We start from the raw sequence: 16,233 nt of genomic DNA on the forward strand, positions 1-16,233 counted from the left end.
TTGCCGCCTAGACCAGTTTGGCGGCGCGTTCGGCGTCGCGGCTGTAATAGCGTCCCGACAGGACGAGGAACAGGATGCTGGCGGCGTTCAGCAGCAGGATGATTTCCAGCGCTGATTTTAGCGGCGTGGCCGAACCGGCATCAGAGAATTGCACGCTCAGCCAGCCCGCAAAGGTCGGCCCGCCGCCGATGCCGATCAGGGTCAGGCAAAGCAGCATGAAGGCCGACGCAAAGGAGCGCATGCGCAGTCCGACCAGTTCCTGCGACGCAGTGTACGCAACGCTGGCATAGATCAGGCCGACGAAACTCGGAACGATATTCCAGGCATAGGCCAGCAGGATGCTGTCCGCCTGCAGGAACAGCCAGGCGAAAGGCAGGGCCAGCGCGCCACATGCGGCGATGGTCCAGGGACGCCAGGCCAGATTCCGCGATGAAAGCCGGTCGCAGATCCTGCCGACCACTACCGCGCCAATACCGCCCACGCCGCCGATCAACAGGCCGAGCGGAATGGAAACATCGCCGGGCCCGACATCGAAGGTGCGCTGCAGGTGGCTGGAGGTGAAGACGAGGAAGGCGTTGGCGGAAATGCAGATCAGGCAGCATCCGGCGAGCAGGAGCAGGAAGGAAGTCTGCCCCGAGATGAATTTCAGCGTTTCGCCAATCGAGGGGGCCTCACCATCATCCACCCGTTGCTCGATGGCACCGCGCTTCGGTTCCTTCAGGGTAAACCGCACCAGAAGAGCCAGAAGGAGGCCGGGAATGCCTGCCACGAAAAATGCCGCCCGCCAGCCCAGCGCTTCGTACACCAGTCCGCCCAGCATGAACCCGCCGAGAATGCCGAAGCCAATTCCGGTCGTGTAGATGCCAAGCGCCGTGGCGCGCTCATGCGGGGCGTAGAGGTCGGAAATGATCGACGTGGCCGGCGGCGTGCCCCCGGCCTCGCCAACGCCAACCCCCATGCGGGCGATCAGCAGGTGCCAGAAATTCTGTGCCAGGCCGGAAATCGCCGTCATGCCGGACCAGACCGCAAGCGACAGGGAGATGATCGTCCTGCGATTGCCGCGATCTGCCCACATGGCCATGGGAATGCCGAGTGTTGCGTAGAAGGCCGCGAATGCAAGACCGGTCAACAGACCAAGTTGGGCGTCGTCCAGTCCGAGGTCTGCCTTGATCGGCTCCAGCAGGATGACGAGGACCTGCCGGTCGATATGGTTGAAGGTATAGACCAGCGTCAGCAGTGCCAGCACATAGGCGCGTGATGCATTGCGAGAGGTCTGGGAGGGGGCGGCCGCAGTCTGTGTCATGAGCATCCTTCAGGGCGCGGCGAAACGCACGCAACAGTTTGCAATGTCCTCGGGAGGGACGGGCCGGCGATCCACGGAGGAACAGGTCGCCGGCCCGCTCGATTGATCAGAAGTCAACCGAGATTGAGGCCGTGAGCGTGCGCGGCGGGCCGTAGAAGGCCGAATACGCACTGTCGAAACCAAGCTGGCTCGGCGTGACGAAATTATAGGCTGCGACGCGATATTCCTCGTCCGTCAGATTGCGGCCGTGGATACCGAAGCGCAGGTGTTCGGACGGGGAGGTCCACACAAGGCTCAAATCCAGCAGCGTGTAGGAGTCCGGGTCCAGCGCGGGTCCGCCATTCGGGAACAGGACATTCGTCCCCGGCGCAAAGCCTTCGTTCGGAATGTTGAACAGATAGTATTCGTCCCGGTATGAGGCAGAGCCGGTGATCGAAATCTCACCGAATTCCGGACCGAAGTCCCGCGTATAGTTGAGGGACACCTGACCCTGCCACTCTGGCGTGTTCTGCGTTACGAACTGGTCGGCGATGTTGGTGCCGGCCGAGAGGATTTCCTGAATTTCGGCATCAATGTAGCCGAGATTGCCCATCAGGGTGAATTCGTCATTGATGAACCAGGTGCCTTCAAGTTCGAGGCCGGTATATTCCGATGAACCGGCATTGAAGACCGAGGAGACGAAGGTGTCATTGACGCCGTCATTGTCAGAGTCTGCCCCGCTCTGCACGGTGATCTGCTGGTCTGTGTATTCGGCGAAGAAGACAGCGGTGTTCAGTAGAAGATGGTCTTCGAAGAAGCTGCCTTTCACGCCGATTTCGTAGCTGTCGACCTTTTCCGGTCCGAAGCCTTCCTCGGACAGTCCAAGCGGATCGAGGTCTGCCCGGGCGCGCGGATCGAAGCCGCCTGCCTTGAAGCCCTGCGCATAGGTTGCGTAGAGGTTCAGGTCGTCGGTCGGCTTGTAGGACACCGATACGCGCGGCGTGAATTCCTCATCCTCGCGGTTCAGGCCGACATAGCCGGTCTGTGTCGTGAAGAAGATGGACGTCGTATTGGTTGGATCGAATGAGCCAGAGCCCAGTCCCAGCCACAATTCCCGTGTCACGTCTGCAGTTGTCTCGTCCTTGGTGAAGCGGCCGCCGAGGGACACGCTCCACTGATCGGTGACGTCATAGGTGAAGTCGCCATAGACGGAGAAGTTTTCCTTGTCCTGCTTGCCGGCCTGGTAGACCGTCAGGCCCAGCGCGCTGAGCAACAGGTCGAATGCGCCGTCTGCGCTGCCGTCCAGATAGTAGATGCCGGCCACACCCGACAGGCGATCCCCATTGTAGAGCAGCTGGAATTCCTGGCTGAACTGGTCATCATTGTAATAGGCGGGGACATCAAAGTCCGGATTGGGCAGGGCGTCGAAATCGATCGGCGTGACCGTGGCACCTTCGCGATAGGCGGTGATCGATTTCAGCGTGATGTCGTTGTTGACGTCCCATTCGCCGGTCAGGGAGTAGCCTTCGGTCTCGACGGAATTGTTGTCGCCGAGGCCGGCGCGCGTGTCGTAGACATTGTCCGTCACCGGCAAGGTTCCGTCACCGCTCGGGATCAGGCGATGGCCGTGCTTGGCATTGGAATCGTCTTCCGACTTGTCATAGGAGAAGCGGAAGAAGAGCGAGTCCGTCGGCGACCATTCGGCGCTCGCGCGATAGGCCAGGACGTCCTTGTCGTAATGGTCGGCCCCGGTGAACAGGTTCTCGCCATAGCCGTCACGCTGATAGCTGGCGATGGCACCGCCAACCTTGAACGTGTCGCTCAGCGGCACCGAGCCGGACACGATCGTGTCGAACTGGCCGTAGGACCCGAAATTGACCTTGGCTTTCAGATCCGGCTCGTCATCCATCTTGGCGGTGACGTATTTGATGGCGCCGCCAATCGTGTTGCGGCCATAGAGCGTGCCTTGCGGTCCGCGCAGGACTTCGATCCGGTCGATATCGAAGATGTCGAGGATCGCGCCTTGTGGACGGGCGATATAGACATCGTCGACATACAGGCCGACACCGGGCTCGAAGCCCCAGAGTGGGTCCTGCTGGCCGACGCCGCGGATGAAGGCGATCAGGGTGGAATTGGAACCGCGGGCAACTTCGATCGTCGCATTCGGCGTCGAGCGCTGGATGGAGGTGATGTCGACCGCGCCGGTGGCTTCCAGTTGCTCGCCTGAGAAGGCCGAGACGGAAAGCGGCACATCGATCAGGTCTTCCTCGCGGCGCTGCGCCGTGACGGTGACGCGACCGAGCGTCCGGGCTTCTTCCTCGTCATCAGCCGCTTCCTGTGCGTGCACGGCATACTGGCCTGCGGTCAGCGCAAGCGCCGACACAAGACCGAATCTCAGCGTATTGATTTTCTGGTATCCCAATTTTTCCTCCCGAGGATTCTCTGTATTTGACGGGAGTTTTCCAGAAACCGCACATGACGGCGATGACATGTCGGCTCAGCCGGAGTGAACATTTTCGCTCAATTCGGTCAGGCTTGTGCGGTTTCGAGAGAGGATTTTGCATAGGCCGCGGGCGAGACGCCGCGCATTTTCTTGAACGCCCGATTGAAGGCCCGGACGTCGGAATAGCCCAGGGATTCCGAAACCTGGGACACGCTGGTGCCCTGGGCCAGCATCAGGCCGGCGCGTTCCGCGCGGCTCTCCTGCAGGATGTCGCGGAAGCTTGTACCTTCCTCGCTCAGGCGGCGGCGCAGCGTGGCGACACTTATCCCCATCCGGTCTGCGACGGCCTGCTGGGTTTCCAGCCCGTCCGAAATCAGGTCCGCCGTGCGCACGGCATAGGGGCGGGCGTCCGGGGAGGGGATGACCGAATCCAGGTGGCGGATGACCCGAGCAAAGATGCCGTCGGCGGTGAGGTCCACATCCGGGGCCGCAGCGATCGTCTCGCAGGCGATGTCGATGTCATAGATGAGCTCATAGGCGGCATGGCCATAGCCGATGGGCACCCGCCAGAACCGGAGTTGTCCCGTGCCGGAATCATGCCGCTGACGCAACAGGCTGACCCGCTTCAGGGCCCGCCCGGCCGCCCCGCCTGTCAGGCTGTCGAGCAGGGCGTGGGTCTTGATCAGCAAGGCGTCGCCGACAAAATGCGTCAGGGCGCGGTCGTCGCGAAACCGGTAGGGGAAGGTGGAATCGTCCACGACCAGGGCCAGCGAACTGTCGGTCTGGCGGACATAATTGTAGCGCCCGCCATGCATCATGTTGAAATGCGAGGCCAGGCTGCGGATGGCATCCTGAAGTGTGGCGGCCGCCTGGATCTGCGTAACGACGAAAGTGCCGGTCTGGTAGAGCAGCTTGCGCTCGGAGAGCTGGGCGGTGAGATCGTCGAAGGAGCGGGCAATTTCCCGCTGGATGCGATAATAGTCGACGAGGTCGATTTCCGTGTCCGGCGCATCGCTGCGGCGAGCCGGATCTATGCCGAGCCGGTGCAGCAGCCCGTCGACATCCACGCCGGATGTGCCGGCCCATGACAGGATCGGTTCGATCTGCTGGAGTTCAAAACTGGCCCGGTCCGGAGAGTGCGACATGCCGACCTTATAGCAGACATCAGTATTGAAAACGTATCCTGATTTCCAAGGATGTTTTCGGATATGGCCTGACGGCAACAGGTCTAGCGGTAATAGCCGCACAATGTGTCGACCAGCTCCCGGCCGATTCCGCCGGCGCAGCGATAAAAGATCGTCTGCGCGTCCCGGCGGCTTTCCACCAGACCGGCGGCGCGCAGCTTGGCCAAATGCTGGGACACGGCCGAATGGGACTGGCCGGTCATCTCGGCCAGCTGATGCACAGGATATTCCCCATCGCTGAGGGCACACATGATCTTCAGCCGGGTCTCGCTGGACATGGCTTTCAGCACTTCCGAGGCCTCGTGAATGCGCGCCGACATCAGGTCGAAGGCATCCTTGGTGCGGGGCTTGGGCTGGGCAGTCATGTCTGTTTACTCGTTTTGCTTCATGGGCGCCGGGCGACGGCGTATCTGCGTATATAAGCATTAAAAGGTTACGAAACAGGGTTTCACCTGTATCTCGTCAGCCTGAATCGGCAAGAACTGCCGGAGATTCAGGGGTTTCGCTGAACTTCAAATCTTGCCGGAATCTGTGCAAGGCTTTATGCGCCCCCTATATGCGTTTCGGCGGCGCAACGGACCGCCCTGATTTGGAGACCGCATGTCGAAGGAAGAACTGATCGAATTCGAAGGCACAGTTGTCGAACTGCTGCCGAACGCGACGTTCCGCGTCAAACTCGAGAACGACCACGAGATCATTGCCCATACGGCTGGCAAGATGCGCAAGAACCGCATCCGCGTGCTGACCGGAGACAAGGTGATGGTCGAGATGACCCCCTATGACCTGACCAAGGGTCGTATCACGTACCGCTTCAAGTAACAGATATGGCGTCCTCAGGGCCTGTCCCCCTGATCCTCGCCAGTGCGAGTCCCCGGCGGCGAGACCTGCTCGCCCAGATCGGGATAGTGCCGGACGCGATCTGCCCCACCGACATCGACGAAACCCGTCACCGGGACGAGTCGCCCCGTGCGCTGGCCGAACGGCTGGCGCGGGAGAAGGCGGCGGCGTGTCCGGAAGCAGGCTTTGTGCTGGCCGCCGACACGGTGGTGGCGCTGGGCCAGCGCAATCTGGAAAAGGCGGCCGATGCCGAAGAGGCCGAGGCCTTCCTGCGGCTTCTCTCTGGCCGGGCCCATCAGTGCATCACCGGCATCGCCGTAAAGGCGCCCGATGGCCGGGTGAACAGCCGCACCGTGATGGCGCGTGTGAAGATGAAACGCCTGACCGATCAGGAAATCGCCGCCTACATTGCCAGCGGGGAATGGCGCGGCAAGGCGGGCGGCTATGGCATCCAGGGCATGGCCGGGGCCTTCATCACTCATATCAGCGGCAGCTACACCACCATTGTCGGCCTGCCGCTGTATGAGACCAAATCCCTGCTTGAAGGCCTGGGCTGGCGGGCGTCCTGACGCCTGCGCCGGTCAGGCCCGTTCCCAACTGGTGATGGCCAGCAGGCTGAGCGCGACGACGCCGCCCACCATCAGCCAGATCGGGTCCGCACTTGTCACGAGGCTGGCGTCCTGGCGTGCATCCGAGACGGTGCGGGTGACCAACTGGTCAAGCCCGGTCCAGTTGGACAACAGGCCCGGCAACTGCACGGCGGCCAGGCCTGCGCCCGCCACGCCGACCGCGCCGAGCAAGAGGCGGCGGAACAGGCTTTTTCGGCGGATGCCGGTCATCACGTCCTTCACAAAGGGTGCGGGATCCATCTTGCGGTCTTCCGCTGCGAAGAGATCGGTCAGGTCAGTATATGTCTCCTGGTCTCGCATCATTTCACTCCATCACGCCACATGGCTGCTTTCAAGGTGTTTGCGAAGCGCCGCCACGCCCCGCGTCACATGGGATTTGATTGTGCCAAGCGGCCAGCCGGTTGCCTCGGCCGCTTCGCGGTGGGACAGGCCGGACGCCACACAGAGCACGACGCAGACCCGCTGGGCCTCTGACAGCTTGTCCAGCGCGCGGCTCAGATCCATCTGGTCGCCTACATCATCCGACTGGCTGCGTTCAAACGGGATGATCTCGGCCGTTTCATCGAACTCGATCTCGATCTTCTGCTTGCGGCGGGCTTGCAGGTATTCCCGCCAGCAGATCGTGCAGATCCAGGCCGAGAAGGTGCCGCCGGCATAGGAGCCGATCTTTTGCCAGGCCTTCAGGAAGGTGGCCTGGGCAATGTCGTCTCCGTCACTGGCCGAGCCGGTCAGGCGGCGGGCCATGCCGCGCACGCGGGCCTGATGGCGCCGCACGAGTTCGGCAAAGTCTGCCTCATGACCTCGTGCAGCACGTGCGGCCAGGTCCGGATCGCTGCGCATGTCGCGCCCTCCCTCGGCAACCAGTCTCAGCTCAGCCCTTCTGCTCACGGCGACCCGCTGCCCACAGGCCAAGATAGGCCAGACCGATGAACACAGGGAAGGAGGCGACACCGATCATCGGTTTCACCGCTTCGCCTTCTTCCATGCCGACCATGAGGCCAAGAAAGCCGAAGGCGACCCCTACGGCCAGGAACAGCACGCCGCGGCGCAGGTCTGCGCGAATCGGGTCCGTGATCAGGGCGAGCTTCTCCATCGCTTCACCGGTCAGGTCCTGACCCTTGTCGACGGCGTGGCGCACAGTTTCATGCAGGGTCAGGCGTTTCTTGAAATTATAGTGGCTGACCAGCCAGACGATGCCGGCAATGGATCCGAAAAACGCGATCGGGACGATGATGTCTTCACTCATGAGAGGGCTCCTTCAAGCTAGATGAGGCGGCGGTTTTCTGCGCCTTTGATGGGTAGATGCGGGAAGAAGCGCGTTTGGATGCAGGGGGATGGCATTTTTCTTTCTGCCGCCTCTGCTTGCCCCGGGCAGGCCCGGCGGCTAAGCGCGGAGCCATGGTAAAGCTGAGATCGAAGAAGAACCGCAAGCTACATGTCGCGCCGGACCTGTCGACCCCGCAGGGCCGTTCCCGTGCGCGCCGTGAGCTGGTCTGGGGCGATCACGGGTTCCTGCGCAAGATGTTCTCGAACCTGCATCAGATTTCCCCGGAAATGTGGCGTGCCAATCAGCCATCCCCGAAGAAAGTGGTCGAATATGCCGAAACGCTCGGCATCCGCACGATCCTCAACCTGCGCGGCACCAGCACCAAGGGCTATTACCTTCTGGAAAAGGAAGCCTGCGAGAAGGCCGGAATCACGCTGGTGGACTTCCAGGTGTTTTCCCGCGACACGCCGACGAAAGAGGCGCTGTTTGCCGCCAAGGAATTGTTCGACACGATTGAGTATCCGGCGCTGATGCACTGCAAATCCGGTGCGGACCGCGCAGGGCTGATGTCTGTCCTCTACAAATTGCTGCGCGAGAAGGTGCCTTATGAAGAGGCCATCGAGCAATTGTCGTTGAAATACCTGCATGTGAAACATGGCAAGACCGGTATGCTGGACGCCTTTTTCCAGGCCTATGCCGACTATAATTCAGGCCGCGCCCCGTCGGATTGGAAACCCTTCCTGGACTGGGTGGACGAGGATTATGACCGGCTGCAGGTGAAGGAAGATTTCCTGCGCGATTTCGGAAAAGGCATCCAGGTCGACAAGATCCTGCAACGGGAATAGGCGCTTCCCTGTTGGTTAATTTCATGCTTGGCTGGCCGCCAGAAGATACCGGAGCTGCCAGAATGCGCGTCCTGATCCTGTCCGGCCTGTCGATGGCGCTGCTGTCTGCCTGTGGCCAGAAATCCGACCGTGACGTGCTGACGGAGGCCTGTATCGCCGAGGGCGAAGGCCCGCAGACCTGTGCCTGCATCACGCAGGCGATGGAAGACTCCCTCAGTCCGCGCCTGTTCCAGCGCACCGCCGCCGCCGTCGGGCGCGAGCAGCGCGATGTCGAGGATTTCGTGGAATCGCTCAGCATGGGGGAGAAGCTGGAGTTCGCTTCGGCACTGACGGCAATGGTGTCGTGCGATCTGACAGAACAGGTCGACCAATGACCCGGCGCTGTCGCAAAACAGACTTTGCCCGGTCACGCGAATTTCGTTTCTCACGTGTAATCGGGTGACGGACGGCGGCAATCCGCATAGAAATGGCTTTGAGTTTAGGAAGGGGATCCCATGAAGTTCTTTATCATCAACAGCTTCCGCACGATGGTCTACGTGGCCTATATCGCGATCATTGTGGCCGGCATCGCGCTGGGCCTGTACAATCGGGGTGAGTTCACGGGCGAACTTGCCAATCTCAGCGGAACCATGGCCCAGGTGGCCGACTTCGTCGTCTTTACGGTGGGCGGCTGGATCGCGGCCAGCCTTGTCTGCGGCCTGATCGTGACGCTGCTGGACATTCGCGACGACATCAATGACCGCCTGCCGGACGCGCGCCGCGACGACTGAGCGGTCTGACGGGGGAAAGACAGGTTTCCGGGGGCTGCCGAATCGTTCGGCGGCCCTTTTTTCTGAGAGGGGGAGGAGTTCATCATGACATCTCTTGAAGTGGCCGGCGTCTATGTGGCCGTGAACATGCTGTTGCTGATCTATCTGGCGTTTCGGGTTGTGTCCGTACGCCAGAGCGCGCGGATATCGATCGGGACCGGCGGCAATGAGCAGCTGGAAGTGCGCACCCGGGTCCATGGCAATGCGGCCGAGTACATTCCGGCCATGCTGGTCGGGCTGGTCGTGCTGGCGCTCATGGGCCTGCCGGGCTGGGCCATTCATGTCGGGGGCGGCGCGTTCACGCTGGGCCGGGTGATGCACATGGTCGGCATGAGCGGCAACATCCTGCCGCTGCGCGCGGGCGGGATCCTGCTGAGCTGGATTTCCATGATCCTGGTGGCCGGGGCGATCCTGTTCCACGCCTTTGCCTGAACTGAATTGTTGCGCCCGGCGAGCGCAGAGGCCATCTAGCCGGAATGGCTGATTTTACGACACCGCCGGCCGATTTGCTCGCCGGATTGCTGGACCATTGCCGCAAGGCAGGGGCCGATGCTGCAGACGCCCGGATCGGCGTCAGTGAAGGCGTCAGCGTGGCCGTTCGCGACGGCGCGCTGGAAAGCATTGAACGCGAGGAGGGCCGCTCGGTGGCGCTGCGCTGCCTGTATGGCAAGCGCCAGGCCCATGTCTCCGGCGCGGACCTGTCTCCGGACGGGCTGAAGGCGCTGGCCGAACGCTGTGTGGCGATGGCCAAGGCGGTGCCGGAAGACAAGTATTGCGGCCTGCCGGATGCCAGCGCGCTGGCCACGGGCGATCTCGACATGGACCTGACGGGCGAGCCGGAAATCCCGGCCGAGACCCTGGAATCGGAGGCGCTGGCCGCCGAGGCCGCCGCGCTCGGCATTCCCGGCATCAAGACGGTGGCCGGATGCGGGGCATCCTGGAACCGCTCCACGCGATGGGTTGCGGCCAGCAATGGCTTTTCCGCCTTCAAGACCGGCACATCCACCAGCCTCGGCCTGGCCGCCGTGGCCGAAAAGGATGGCCATATGGAGCGCGACTATGACAGCTGGTCTGTCCGCTTCACGAAAGACCGGCCAAGCGCGGCCGAGATCGGCATCACCGCCGGGGAGCGGACCGTGTCCCGTCTCGGGGCCCGCAAGCTGAAGACCCAGAAGGCGGCTGTCCTGTATGACCGCCGCGTCTCCTCCGGCCTGCTCGGCGCCTTTCTGAGCGCGATTTCCGGTCCGTCGGTGGCGCGGGGCGTGAGTTTCCTGAAGGACCGGATGGGCGAGCAGGTGTTCGCGGACGGCATTCACATCATCGATGATCCGTTCCGCCCGATGGGCATGGGGTCGCGCAGCCATGATGGCGAGGGCCTGCCGGTGCGTGAAACGCATCTGATCGAGGATGGCCGGCTGACCAGCTGGTTGCTGAACTCGTCCTCGGCCCGCCAGCTGGGGCTCGAGCCGAACGGTTTCTCGGCGCTGGGTTTCGGAGACCCGCCGGGCGTCACCACGTCGAACCTCTATCTGAAGGCTGGCGCGAAAACCCCGGCCGAACTGGTGCGGGATGCAGGCAAGGGGCTTTTGGTGACCGACATGTTCGGCCCGTCGATCAATCCCAATACGGGCGACTATTCCGTTGGCGTGTCCGGTTTCTGGTTCGAGGATGGCGAGATTGCCTATCCGGTGTCGGAAGTGACCATTGCCGGCGATCTGCCCTCCATGTTCGCACGGTTGATCCCGGCCTCTGACCTCGAATTCCGGGGCACGCGGGATGCACCCAGCATCCTGATCGAGGATATGAGCCTTGCGGGCAGCTGACCGCACCCTGTCTGAAGACATGAACCTCCTGCGCGCGCTTGCGCAGGAAGCGGGCAAGCTGGCCCTGTCCTTCAAGCTGGGCGGCCAGTCCGCCGAGACCTGGCACAAGACGGGCGGCAGCCCCGTGACCGAGGCCGACATGGCCGTGAACCGGCTGTGTGCCGAGCGCCTGACGCGGTTCCGGCCGGACTATGGCTGGCTGTCGGAAGAAACGCTGGACAATCCCGAGGCTCGCCGCAGGGACCGCTGCTGGGTGGTCGATCCGATCGACGGCACGCGCGCCTATATCCGCGGCGACCCGCATTGGTGCATCGGGCTGGCCATCGTCGAGGAAGGCGCGGCGGTGGGCGGCGTGCTGTATGCGCCGGAGCTGGACGAATTCTATGAGGCACATCGCGGGCAGGGGGCGTTTCTGAACGGAACGGCCATCCGGGTCAGCGAGTGCCGGAGCGAGACGGGCTGCCGCCTGATCGCGGCCGAGCAGATGCTGGAGCATCCCGGCTGGCCGGAACCGTGGCCGCCCCTGACGCTGGCGCAGCCGAAGCCGAACTCCACCCTGCTGCGCATGGCGTTTGTTGCCTCGGGGAAATGGGACGCGACGCTGGTGCTGGGCGAGAAGTCCGACTGGGACCTCGCCGCAGGCACGGTCCTGATCGAGGAAGCCGGTGGTGTTGCCACGACACATCGCGGCGAAAAACTCATATTCAACCGGGCAGTACCTGCACAAAGAAGCGTCATTGCTTCTGGAAACGCCCTGCATCCTCTGTTAGTGCGCAGGTCAGAATTTGTGACTATACCTGACCCACAGGAAAGGGCGCCCGATCCGGCGCCTGCAGAGACTACGGAGCCAGCCAAAATGGGCGATACGAACGTTCAGACCAAACAGCTTCTTCACATCGTGTTCGGCGGCGAGCTGAAGGATGTGACCGAGGTGGAATTCGAAGACCTGTCCAAGGTCGATTTCGTCGGCGCCTTCCCGAACTACAAGGCCGCCTATGACGCGTGGAAGAATGCCGCGCAGCGCACGGTGGACAGTGCCGAGACGCGCTATTTCATCCTGCATGCCCACAAGCTGCTGGACCCGGAAACGGGAGACCACCATCACGTCTGAGGTGGTGACAGCTGAGGCCCCCGGGCGAAAGGGGAGCCTGAGGCGCCTGTTTGCAGCCTATTTCCGACCGCACCTCGGCTGGTTCGCGGTCGGCACGCTCATGGCCCTGCTGACCTCGCTCAGCGCCATGGGCTATTCGCTCGTGCTGAAAGAACTGGGCGACCGGCTGCAGGCGACCTTCGGGGACGAGGCCGTTGCGCCGGTTTCCGGACATGACTGGATCTGGTGGGTCGGCGGGGCCATCATTGCCCTGTCCTGTGCGCGGGCGCTGACGCTCTACCTGATGACGGTGTTCAACAATACCGGCGTCCAGCGCGGCCTTGTCTCGGTCCAGTCCAGCCAGTTCGACTCCCTCACCGATGGCGACTATGCCCGCGTGGCGGCGGATGCCTCGGGCGATTTCGTCTCGCGCTTCATCAATGATGTGAACGCGATCCGCGATGCGGCGCTGCGCTTTGCCAACAATTTCACCAAGAGCACGATCACCGTGATCGGCATGTTCTGCGTGATGATCATGATCGACTGGCAGCTGACCCTGTTGCTGCTTGTCGCCTATCCCGTCGCTTTCGGGCCGGTCATCGGGCTGGGCAACCGGATCCGCAAACGCTCAAAGCAGGCCCAGAAACAGGTCGGGCAGGTGACCTCGCTTCTGTCGGAAGGCTTTCAGTCGGCCCGTGTGGTGAAGGCCTATGGCCTGGAGCCGTATCAGAAATCCCGCGCCCGGCAGGGCTTTGTCGAACGGTCGAAACTGTTCCTGAAAGTGCTGACCGACCGGGCCGCCGTGGACCCGATCCTGGAGGTTGCCGGCGGCGCGGCGCTGGCGGGCATTCTCGGCTTTGCCGCCTGGCGCATGTCGCAGGGCGCGATGACGCTGGGGGATCTGCTCGGCTTCATCGCGGCGCTGGGAATCGTCTCGCCGGAGCTGCGCGCGCTGGGCACGCTGAACGCCGTGGCGCAGGAAGGCGGGGCCGCCGCCGACCGTGTGTTCGAGATTGTCGATGCGACGACGCATATCGCCGACGCGCCGGATGCCGAGCGGCTGGGCCGGGTCAGCGGGCAGGTGGAATTCGATTCCGTCACCTTTGCCTATCCGGACGGCACGCGCGCGCTCAGTGGCCTGTCCTTCAAGGCCGCGCCGGGCGAGACCGTGGCGATTGTCGGCCCGTCGGGCGCGGGCAAGTCGACCGTCTTCAATCTGCTGATGCGCCTCTATGATGCCGAGACCGGCAGTGTGCGTATTGACGGGCATGATGTGCGCCGGGTGATCGGGGACACGCTGCGGGCGAATATCGGCCTGGTGGCGCAGGATTCGGCCCTGTTTGATGACACGATCCACAACAATATCGCCCTCGGCCGGCTGGGCGCGACCAATGCCGAGATCGAGGCAGCGGCCAAGGCGGCCAATGCGCATGACTTCATCACCGCCATGCCGGAAGGCTATCAGTCGCCGGCCGGCGAGATGGGCCGCAATCTGTCCGGCGGCCAGCGCCAGCGCGTGGCCCTGGCCAGGGCGATCCTGCGTGGCGCGCCGATCCTCCTGCTGGACGAAGCGACCTCCGCGCTGGACGCGGAGAGCGAGGCCAAGGTGCAGGCGGCGCTGGCAGAGTTCTCGCGCGGGCGCACCACGCTCATCATCGCACACCGCCTGTCCACCGTCCGGGCCGCAGACCGCATCATCGTGATGGAAGACGGCCGCGCGGTGGAAGAAGGCACGCATGACGCGCTGATGGCCTCCAGCGGCGCCTACAAGCGCCTCGTCGAGCTTCAGCTGAGCTGAGACCCTCACCTCCCATTGCTGACGCAATGGGTCCCCCCGCTCCCAGAGGGAGAGGGGGTGCGACGCGGAGCACGGGGTAAATCCCGGCCCTTCCAGCACATGCGACGCCTGTGAGGGCGCTTGGGGTGGGGGCTGAGTTTTCAACAGTGAACTGCGCGGTCAGGTGTCCGGCGGGGGCAGCGGGCGCCGCGTGATGATGTGCGGGGCGCTCGCGCTGCAGTGCTGAGGCAGCGCGGCAATTTGCAGGAGGTCCCGGCTTTCGCCGGGATGTGGGGGCTCGGGGCCGGTGAGGGCGGCCTGGTAGGCTTTGGAGGGGGTGAAGCTGAGCGGGTCTGGCGTCAGGGCTTCGGGCGGCTTCTCGATCCAGTTCAGTTCGACATTGCCATGCCGGTCAATGAGGACGCTGAAGATGACGCCCTTGCCCCGGACTGCGCGCACATAGAGGCGCAGTGCCACGACCTGCAGCCAGATCCAGAACCGGTAGGGCTCCAGATCCCGGTGCGCCAGGGCAACAGGGGCAAACAGCGTGTCCATGCGTGACAGCCTGCCACACGTCAGGGCCCTGCCGGATAGCGGCCAAGGAAAAACCCCTGACCTGCGAGGCAGATCAGGGGTTTTCGGTGTTCAGGGCCGGGGAAAGGCCGGAAGATGTCCCGCAGATCAGCTCAGCGACTTCTCGATTTCGCGGGCCGCGGCTTCGAACTGGTCGACAGCGGTGTCTTCTGCCAGCAGCCGCTTGGCGGCGGCAGTGGCGGCGTCGGCAGCGGCACGGCGGACCTCATCGGTTGCCTCGGCTTCGGCGCGCGCGATGCGGGCTTCGGCCTGTGCTTCGCGGCGGGCGAGGCGTTCGGCAATATCCTTGCGGGCCTCTTCCATGATGCGTTTGGCGTCTTCCTTGGCCTGGGCGATCATCGCTTCGGCTTCCTTGTCGGCATCCTGCTGGCGGCGCTCAGCCAGAGCGAGGGCTTCAGCCGCCTGCTCGCGAAGGTTCTGGGCTTCGTCCAGTTCGTTGCGGATGTCGTCAGCGCGCTTGTCGAGGCCGCTGGTGATGGCCTTGAAGGCGCCCATGCGCCAGGCGATCAGCAGGAAGACGGCAAGCGCCAGGAAGGCGGTGTGCGTGACCGGATCGGTCAGCGAGTACATCAGGCCGCCGATGAAGCCGCCGCCATGCGAGTCGGACGCCGCCATGGCAGGCGATGCGGTCAGCGCAGCGAAGGTGAGGGCAGGGGCAAGACGAAGGGTCATCTGCATGTCTCTTAGTTGAGGGCCGCCGAAACGGCTTTCTTCAGGGCTGCCGCAGACGGCTTGAGGCCAAACCGGGCGGTCATGGCTTCGGCCGTATCGACCGCAATCTGTTCGACATTCTGCATGGCCGTGGCGCGCAGGGCGGAAATCCGCTCCTCGGCTGCGTCCAGCTTCTTTTCGATCTCGGCATCGACGCGGGCCGTTTCGGCCGTCATCTCTGCTTCGACCTTCGCGCTGGCCTTGGCCGCCGTTTCACGGGCTTTCGCCTTGGCCTGGGCAATGCGCAATTCCAGCGCCTGCTGGGCCTCGGTGGCCTGCTCGTTCAGCTTGGCTGCCTGGTCGAGATCCGATGCGATGCGGTCAGACCGCTTTTCGATCGTGTCCGACATTTTCGGCAGGATGAAGCGCGACAGGGAGAAGTACAGCGTCCCGAACAGGATCGCGAGCCAGAACAGCTGGCCCGGCATGTGCCATGCCTCGAAAGGCGGGAAAGGCGGCGGCGCGTCATCCGGCAGGTGATGGGCGGTTTCCGCGAGCAGCGCGAGCAGCATGTCAGTACCTCAGGTGCAACATCAGGCAGGAACGGGCCGGCGGCATGAAAACCCCCGGCCCGGTCTTGGGGTAGTGTCGGGTCTTAGACCACGAACAGGATCAGGACGGCCACCAGGAAGGACAGAATGCCGAGGGCTTCTGCGAGGGCCATACCGATGAAGAGGTTGCCGGTCTGCTGCGGAGCAGCGGACGGGTTGCGCATGGCAGCGTCGAGGAACGAGCTGAAGATGTTGCCCACACCGATTGCGGCACCGATCATGCCGAGGGTTGCGAGGCCAGCGCCTACATATTTCAGACCGAGAGCGATATCGCCTTCCATGGGTAATCTCCTGTTTGGAATGCAAGGGTTTCAGTATTTTGCGGCCCGTGAAGCGTGTTCGTTAGGCTGCGTCAAGTTTTTTAGTCCGTGCCGCAGCACGCACTGGCGAA

20 protein-coding genes are annotated in these 16,233 nt (G+C 63.2%); 9 read left to right on the plus strand and 11 right to left on the minus strand.

The annotated features are described in order from the left end of the window. Positions 1-7 precede the first annotated feature (7 nt). The 4 genes from HF955_RS12100 to HF955_RS12115 form a co-directional block, all read right to left on the minus strand. Positions 8-1,303 carry an MFS transporter gene (locus tag HF955_RS12100; protein WP_291075376.1) on the minus strand — a complete coding sequence of 432 codons (1,296 nt, stop codon included), beginning with the start codon at positions 1,301-1,303 and terminating at the stop codon, positions 8-10. Positions 1,304-1,409: 106 nt separating this feature from the next. Next, complete coding sequence (locus HF955_RS12105; RefSeq protein ID WP_291075377.1) at positions 1,410-3,704, minus strand: TonB-dependent receptor; 2,295 nt, start codon at positions 3,702-3,704, stop codon at positions 1,410-1,412. A 107-nt stretch (positions 3,705-3,811) separates the two neighbouring features. Continuing rightward, complete coding sequence (locus HF955_RS12110) at positions 3,812-4,870, minus strand: AraC family transcriptional regulator (RefSeq protein WP_291075378.1); 1,059 nt, start codon at positions 4,868-4,870, stop codon at positions 3,812-3,814. Positions 4,871-4,953: 83 nt separating this feature from the next. Continuing rightward, positions 4,954-5,274 (minus strand): helix-turn-helix transcriptional regulator, encoded by a 321-nt coding sequence (locus HF955_RS12115; RefSeq protein WP_291075379.1) that lies wholly within the window; start codon positions 5,272-5,274, stop codon positions 4,954-4,956. A 235-nt stretch (positions 5,275-5,509) separates the two neighbouring features. Between HF955_RS12115 and infA the strand changes: the two genes are divergently transcribed. Together infA and HF955_RS12125 are read left to right on the plus strand one after the other, a co-directional pair. Then, positions 5,510-5,728, plus strand: coding sequence for a translation initiation factor IF-1 (gene infA, locus HF955_RS12120; RefSeq protein ID WP_011646371.1), 219 nt, complete (start codon positions 5,510-5,512; stop codon positions 5,726-5,728). A 5-nt stretch (positions 5,729-5,733) separates the two neighbouring features. Next, complete coding sequence (locus tag HF955_RS12125) at positions 5,734-6,315, plus strand: nucleoside triphosphate pyrophosphatase (RefSeq protein WP_291075380.1); 582 nt, start codon at positions 5,734-5,736, stop codon at positions 6,313-6,315. A gap of 12 nt (positions 6,316-6,327) precedes the next feature. Here the strand turns inward: HF955_RS12125 and HF955_RS12130 are convergent, their stop codons facing one another. From HF955_RS12130 to HF955_RS12140, 3 genes are read right to left on the minus strand one after another with little or no spacing between them, the layout of a single operon-like run. Next, positions 6,328-6,675 (minus strand): hypothetical protein, encoded by a 348-nt coding sequence (locus HF955_RS12130; protein ID WP_291075381.1) that lies wholly within the window; start codon positions 6,673-6,675, stop codon positions 6,328-6,330. A gap of 12 nt (positions 6,676-6,687) precedes the next feature. After that, complete coding sequence (locus tag HF955_RS12135) at positions 6,688-7,263, minus strand: RNA polymerase sigma factor (RefSeq protein ID WP_291075382.1); 576 nt, start codon at positions 7,261-7,263, stop codon at positions 6,688-6,690. After that, positions 7,247-7,621 carry a DUF6249 domain-containing protein gene (locus tag HF955_RS12140; protein WP_291075383.1) on the minus strand — a complete coding sequence of 125 codons (375 nt, stop codon included), beginning with the start codon at positions 7,619-7,621 and terminating at the stop codon, positions 7,247-7,249. Before HF955_RS12140 ends, HF955_RS12135 begins: the two co-directional genes overlap by 17 nt. A gap of 152 nt (positions 7,622-7,773) precedes the next feature. Between HF955_RS12140 and HF955_RS12145 the strand changes: the two genes are divergently transcribed. The 7 genes from HF955_RS12145 to HF955_RS12175 all read left to right on the plus strand — a co-directional run bounded on the left by HF955_RS12145 (position 7,774) and on the right by HF955_RS12175 (position 14,007). After that, positions 7,774-8,487, plus strand: coding sequence for a tyrosine-protein phosphatase (locus HF955_RS12145; RefSeq protein WP_291075384.1), 714 nt, complete (start codon positions 7,774-7,776; stop codon positions 8,485-8,487). Positions 8,488-8,549: 62 nt separating this feature from the next. Further along, positions 8,550-8,861 (plus strand): hypothetical protein, encoded by a 312-nt coding sequence (locus tag HF955_RS12150; protein ID WP_291075385.1) that lies wholly within the window; start codon positions 8,550-8,552, stop codon positions 8,859-8,861. Between the two features lie 120 nt (positions 8,862-8,981). Further along, positions 8,982-9,257 carry a hypothetical protein gene (locus HF955_RS12155; protein ID WP_027838463.1) on the plus strand — a complete coding sequence of 92 codons (276 nt, stop codon included), beginning with the start codon at positions 8,982-8,984 and terminating at the stop codon, positions 9,255-9,257. An 84-nt stretch (positions 9,258-9,341) separates the two neighbouring features. Further along, entirely contained in the window at positions 9,342-9,728 is a 387-nt protein-coding gene (locus tag HF955_RS12160; protein WP_291075386.1) for an MAPEG family protein, read from the plus strand. A gap of 44 nt (positions 9,729-9,772) precedes the next feature. Then, complete coding sequence (locus HF955_RS12165) at positions 9,773-11,119, plus strand: TldD/PmbA family protein (RefSeq protein ID WP_027838461.1); 1,347 nt, start codon at positions 9,773-9,775, stop codon at positions 11,117-11,119. Further along, positions 11,106-12,230, plus strand: coding sequence for an inositol monophosphatase family protein (locus HF955_RS12170; protein ID WP_291075387.1), 1,125 nt, complete (start codon positions 11,106-11,108; stop codon positions 12,228-12,230). The genes HF955_RS12165 and HF955_RS12170 overlap by 14 nt, the downstream gene beginning before the upstream one ends. After that, positions 12,181-14,007, plus strand: a complete 1,827-nt coding sequence (locus tag HF955_RS12175; RefSeq protein ID WP_291075388.1) for an ABC transporter ATP-binding protein — start codon at positions 12,181-12,183, stop codon at positions 14,005-14,007. The genes HF955_RS12170 and HF955_RS12175 overlap by 50 nt, the downstream gene beginning before the upstream one ends. A 159-nt stretch (positions 14,008-14,166) precedes the next feature. Here HF955_RS12175 and HF955_RS12180 read toward each other — a convergent pair whose 3' ends face one another. From HF955_RS12180 to HF955_RS12195, 4 genes are all read right to left on the minus strand, one after another. Further along, on the minus strand, positions 14,167-14,541 hold the full coding sequence (locus tag HF955_RS12180; protein ID WP_291075389.1) for a hypothetical protein: 375 nt from the start codon (positions 14,539-14,541) through the stop codon (positions 14,167-14,169). A gap of 126 nt (positions 14,542-14,667) precedes the next feature. Then, a complete protein-coding gene (locus HF955_RS12185; protein ID WP_291075390.1) occupies positions 14,668-15,252 on the minus strand; it encodes an ATP F0F1 synthase subunit B in 585 nt (194 codons plus the stop codon). A gap of 11 nt (positions 15,253-15,263) precedes the next feature. After that, positions 15,264-15,803 carry an ATP synthase F0 subunit B gene (locus HF955_RS12190; protein ID WP_027838456.1) on the minus strand — a complete coding sequence of 180 codons (540 nt, stop codon included), beginning with the start codon at positions 15,801-15,803 and terminating at the stop codon, positions 15,264-15,266. 83 nt (positions 15,804-15,886) lie between these two features. Next, positions 15,887-16,123, minus strand: a complete 237-nt coding sequence (locus HF955_RS12195) for a F0F1 ATP synthase subunit C (protein ID WP_027838455.1) — start codon at positions 16,121-16,123, stop codon at positions 15,887-15,889. Positions 16,124-16,233 lie beyond the last annotated feature (110 nt).

The organism is Hyphomonas sp. (genome assembly GCF_017792385.1).
Taxonomy (GTDB): Bacteria; Pseudomonadota; Alphaproteobacteria; order Caulobacterales; family Hyphomonadaceae; genus Hyphomonas.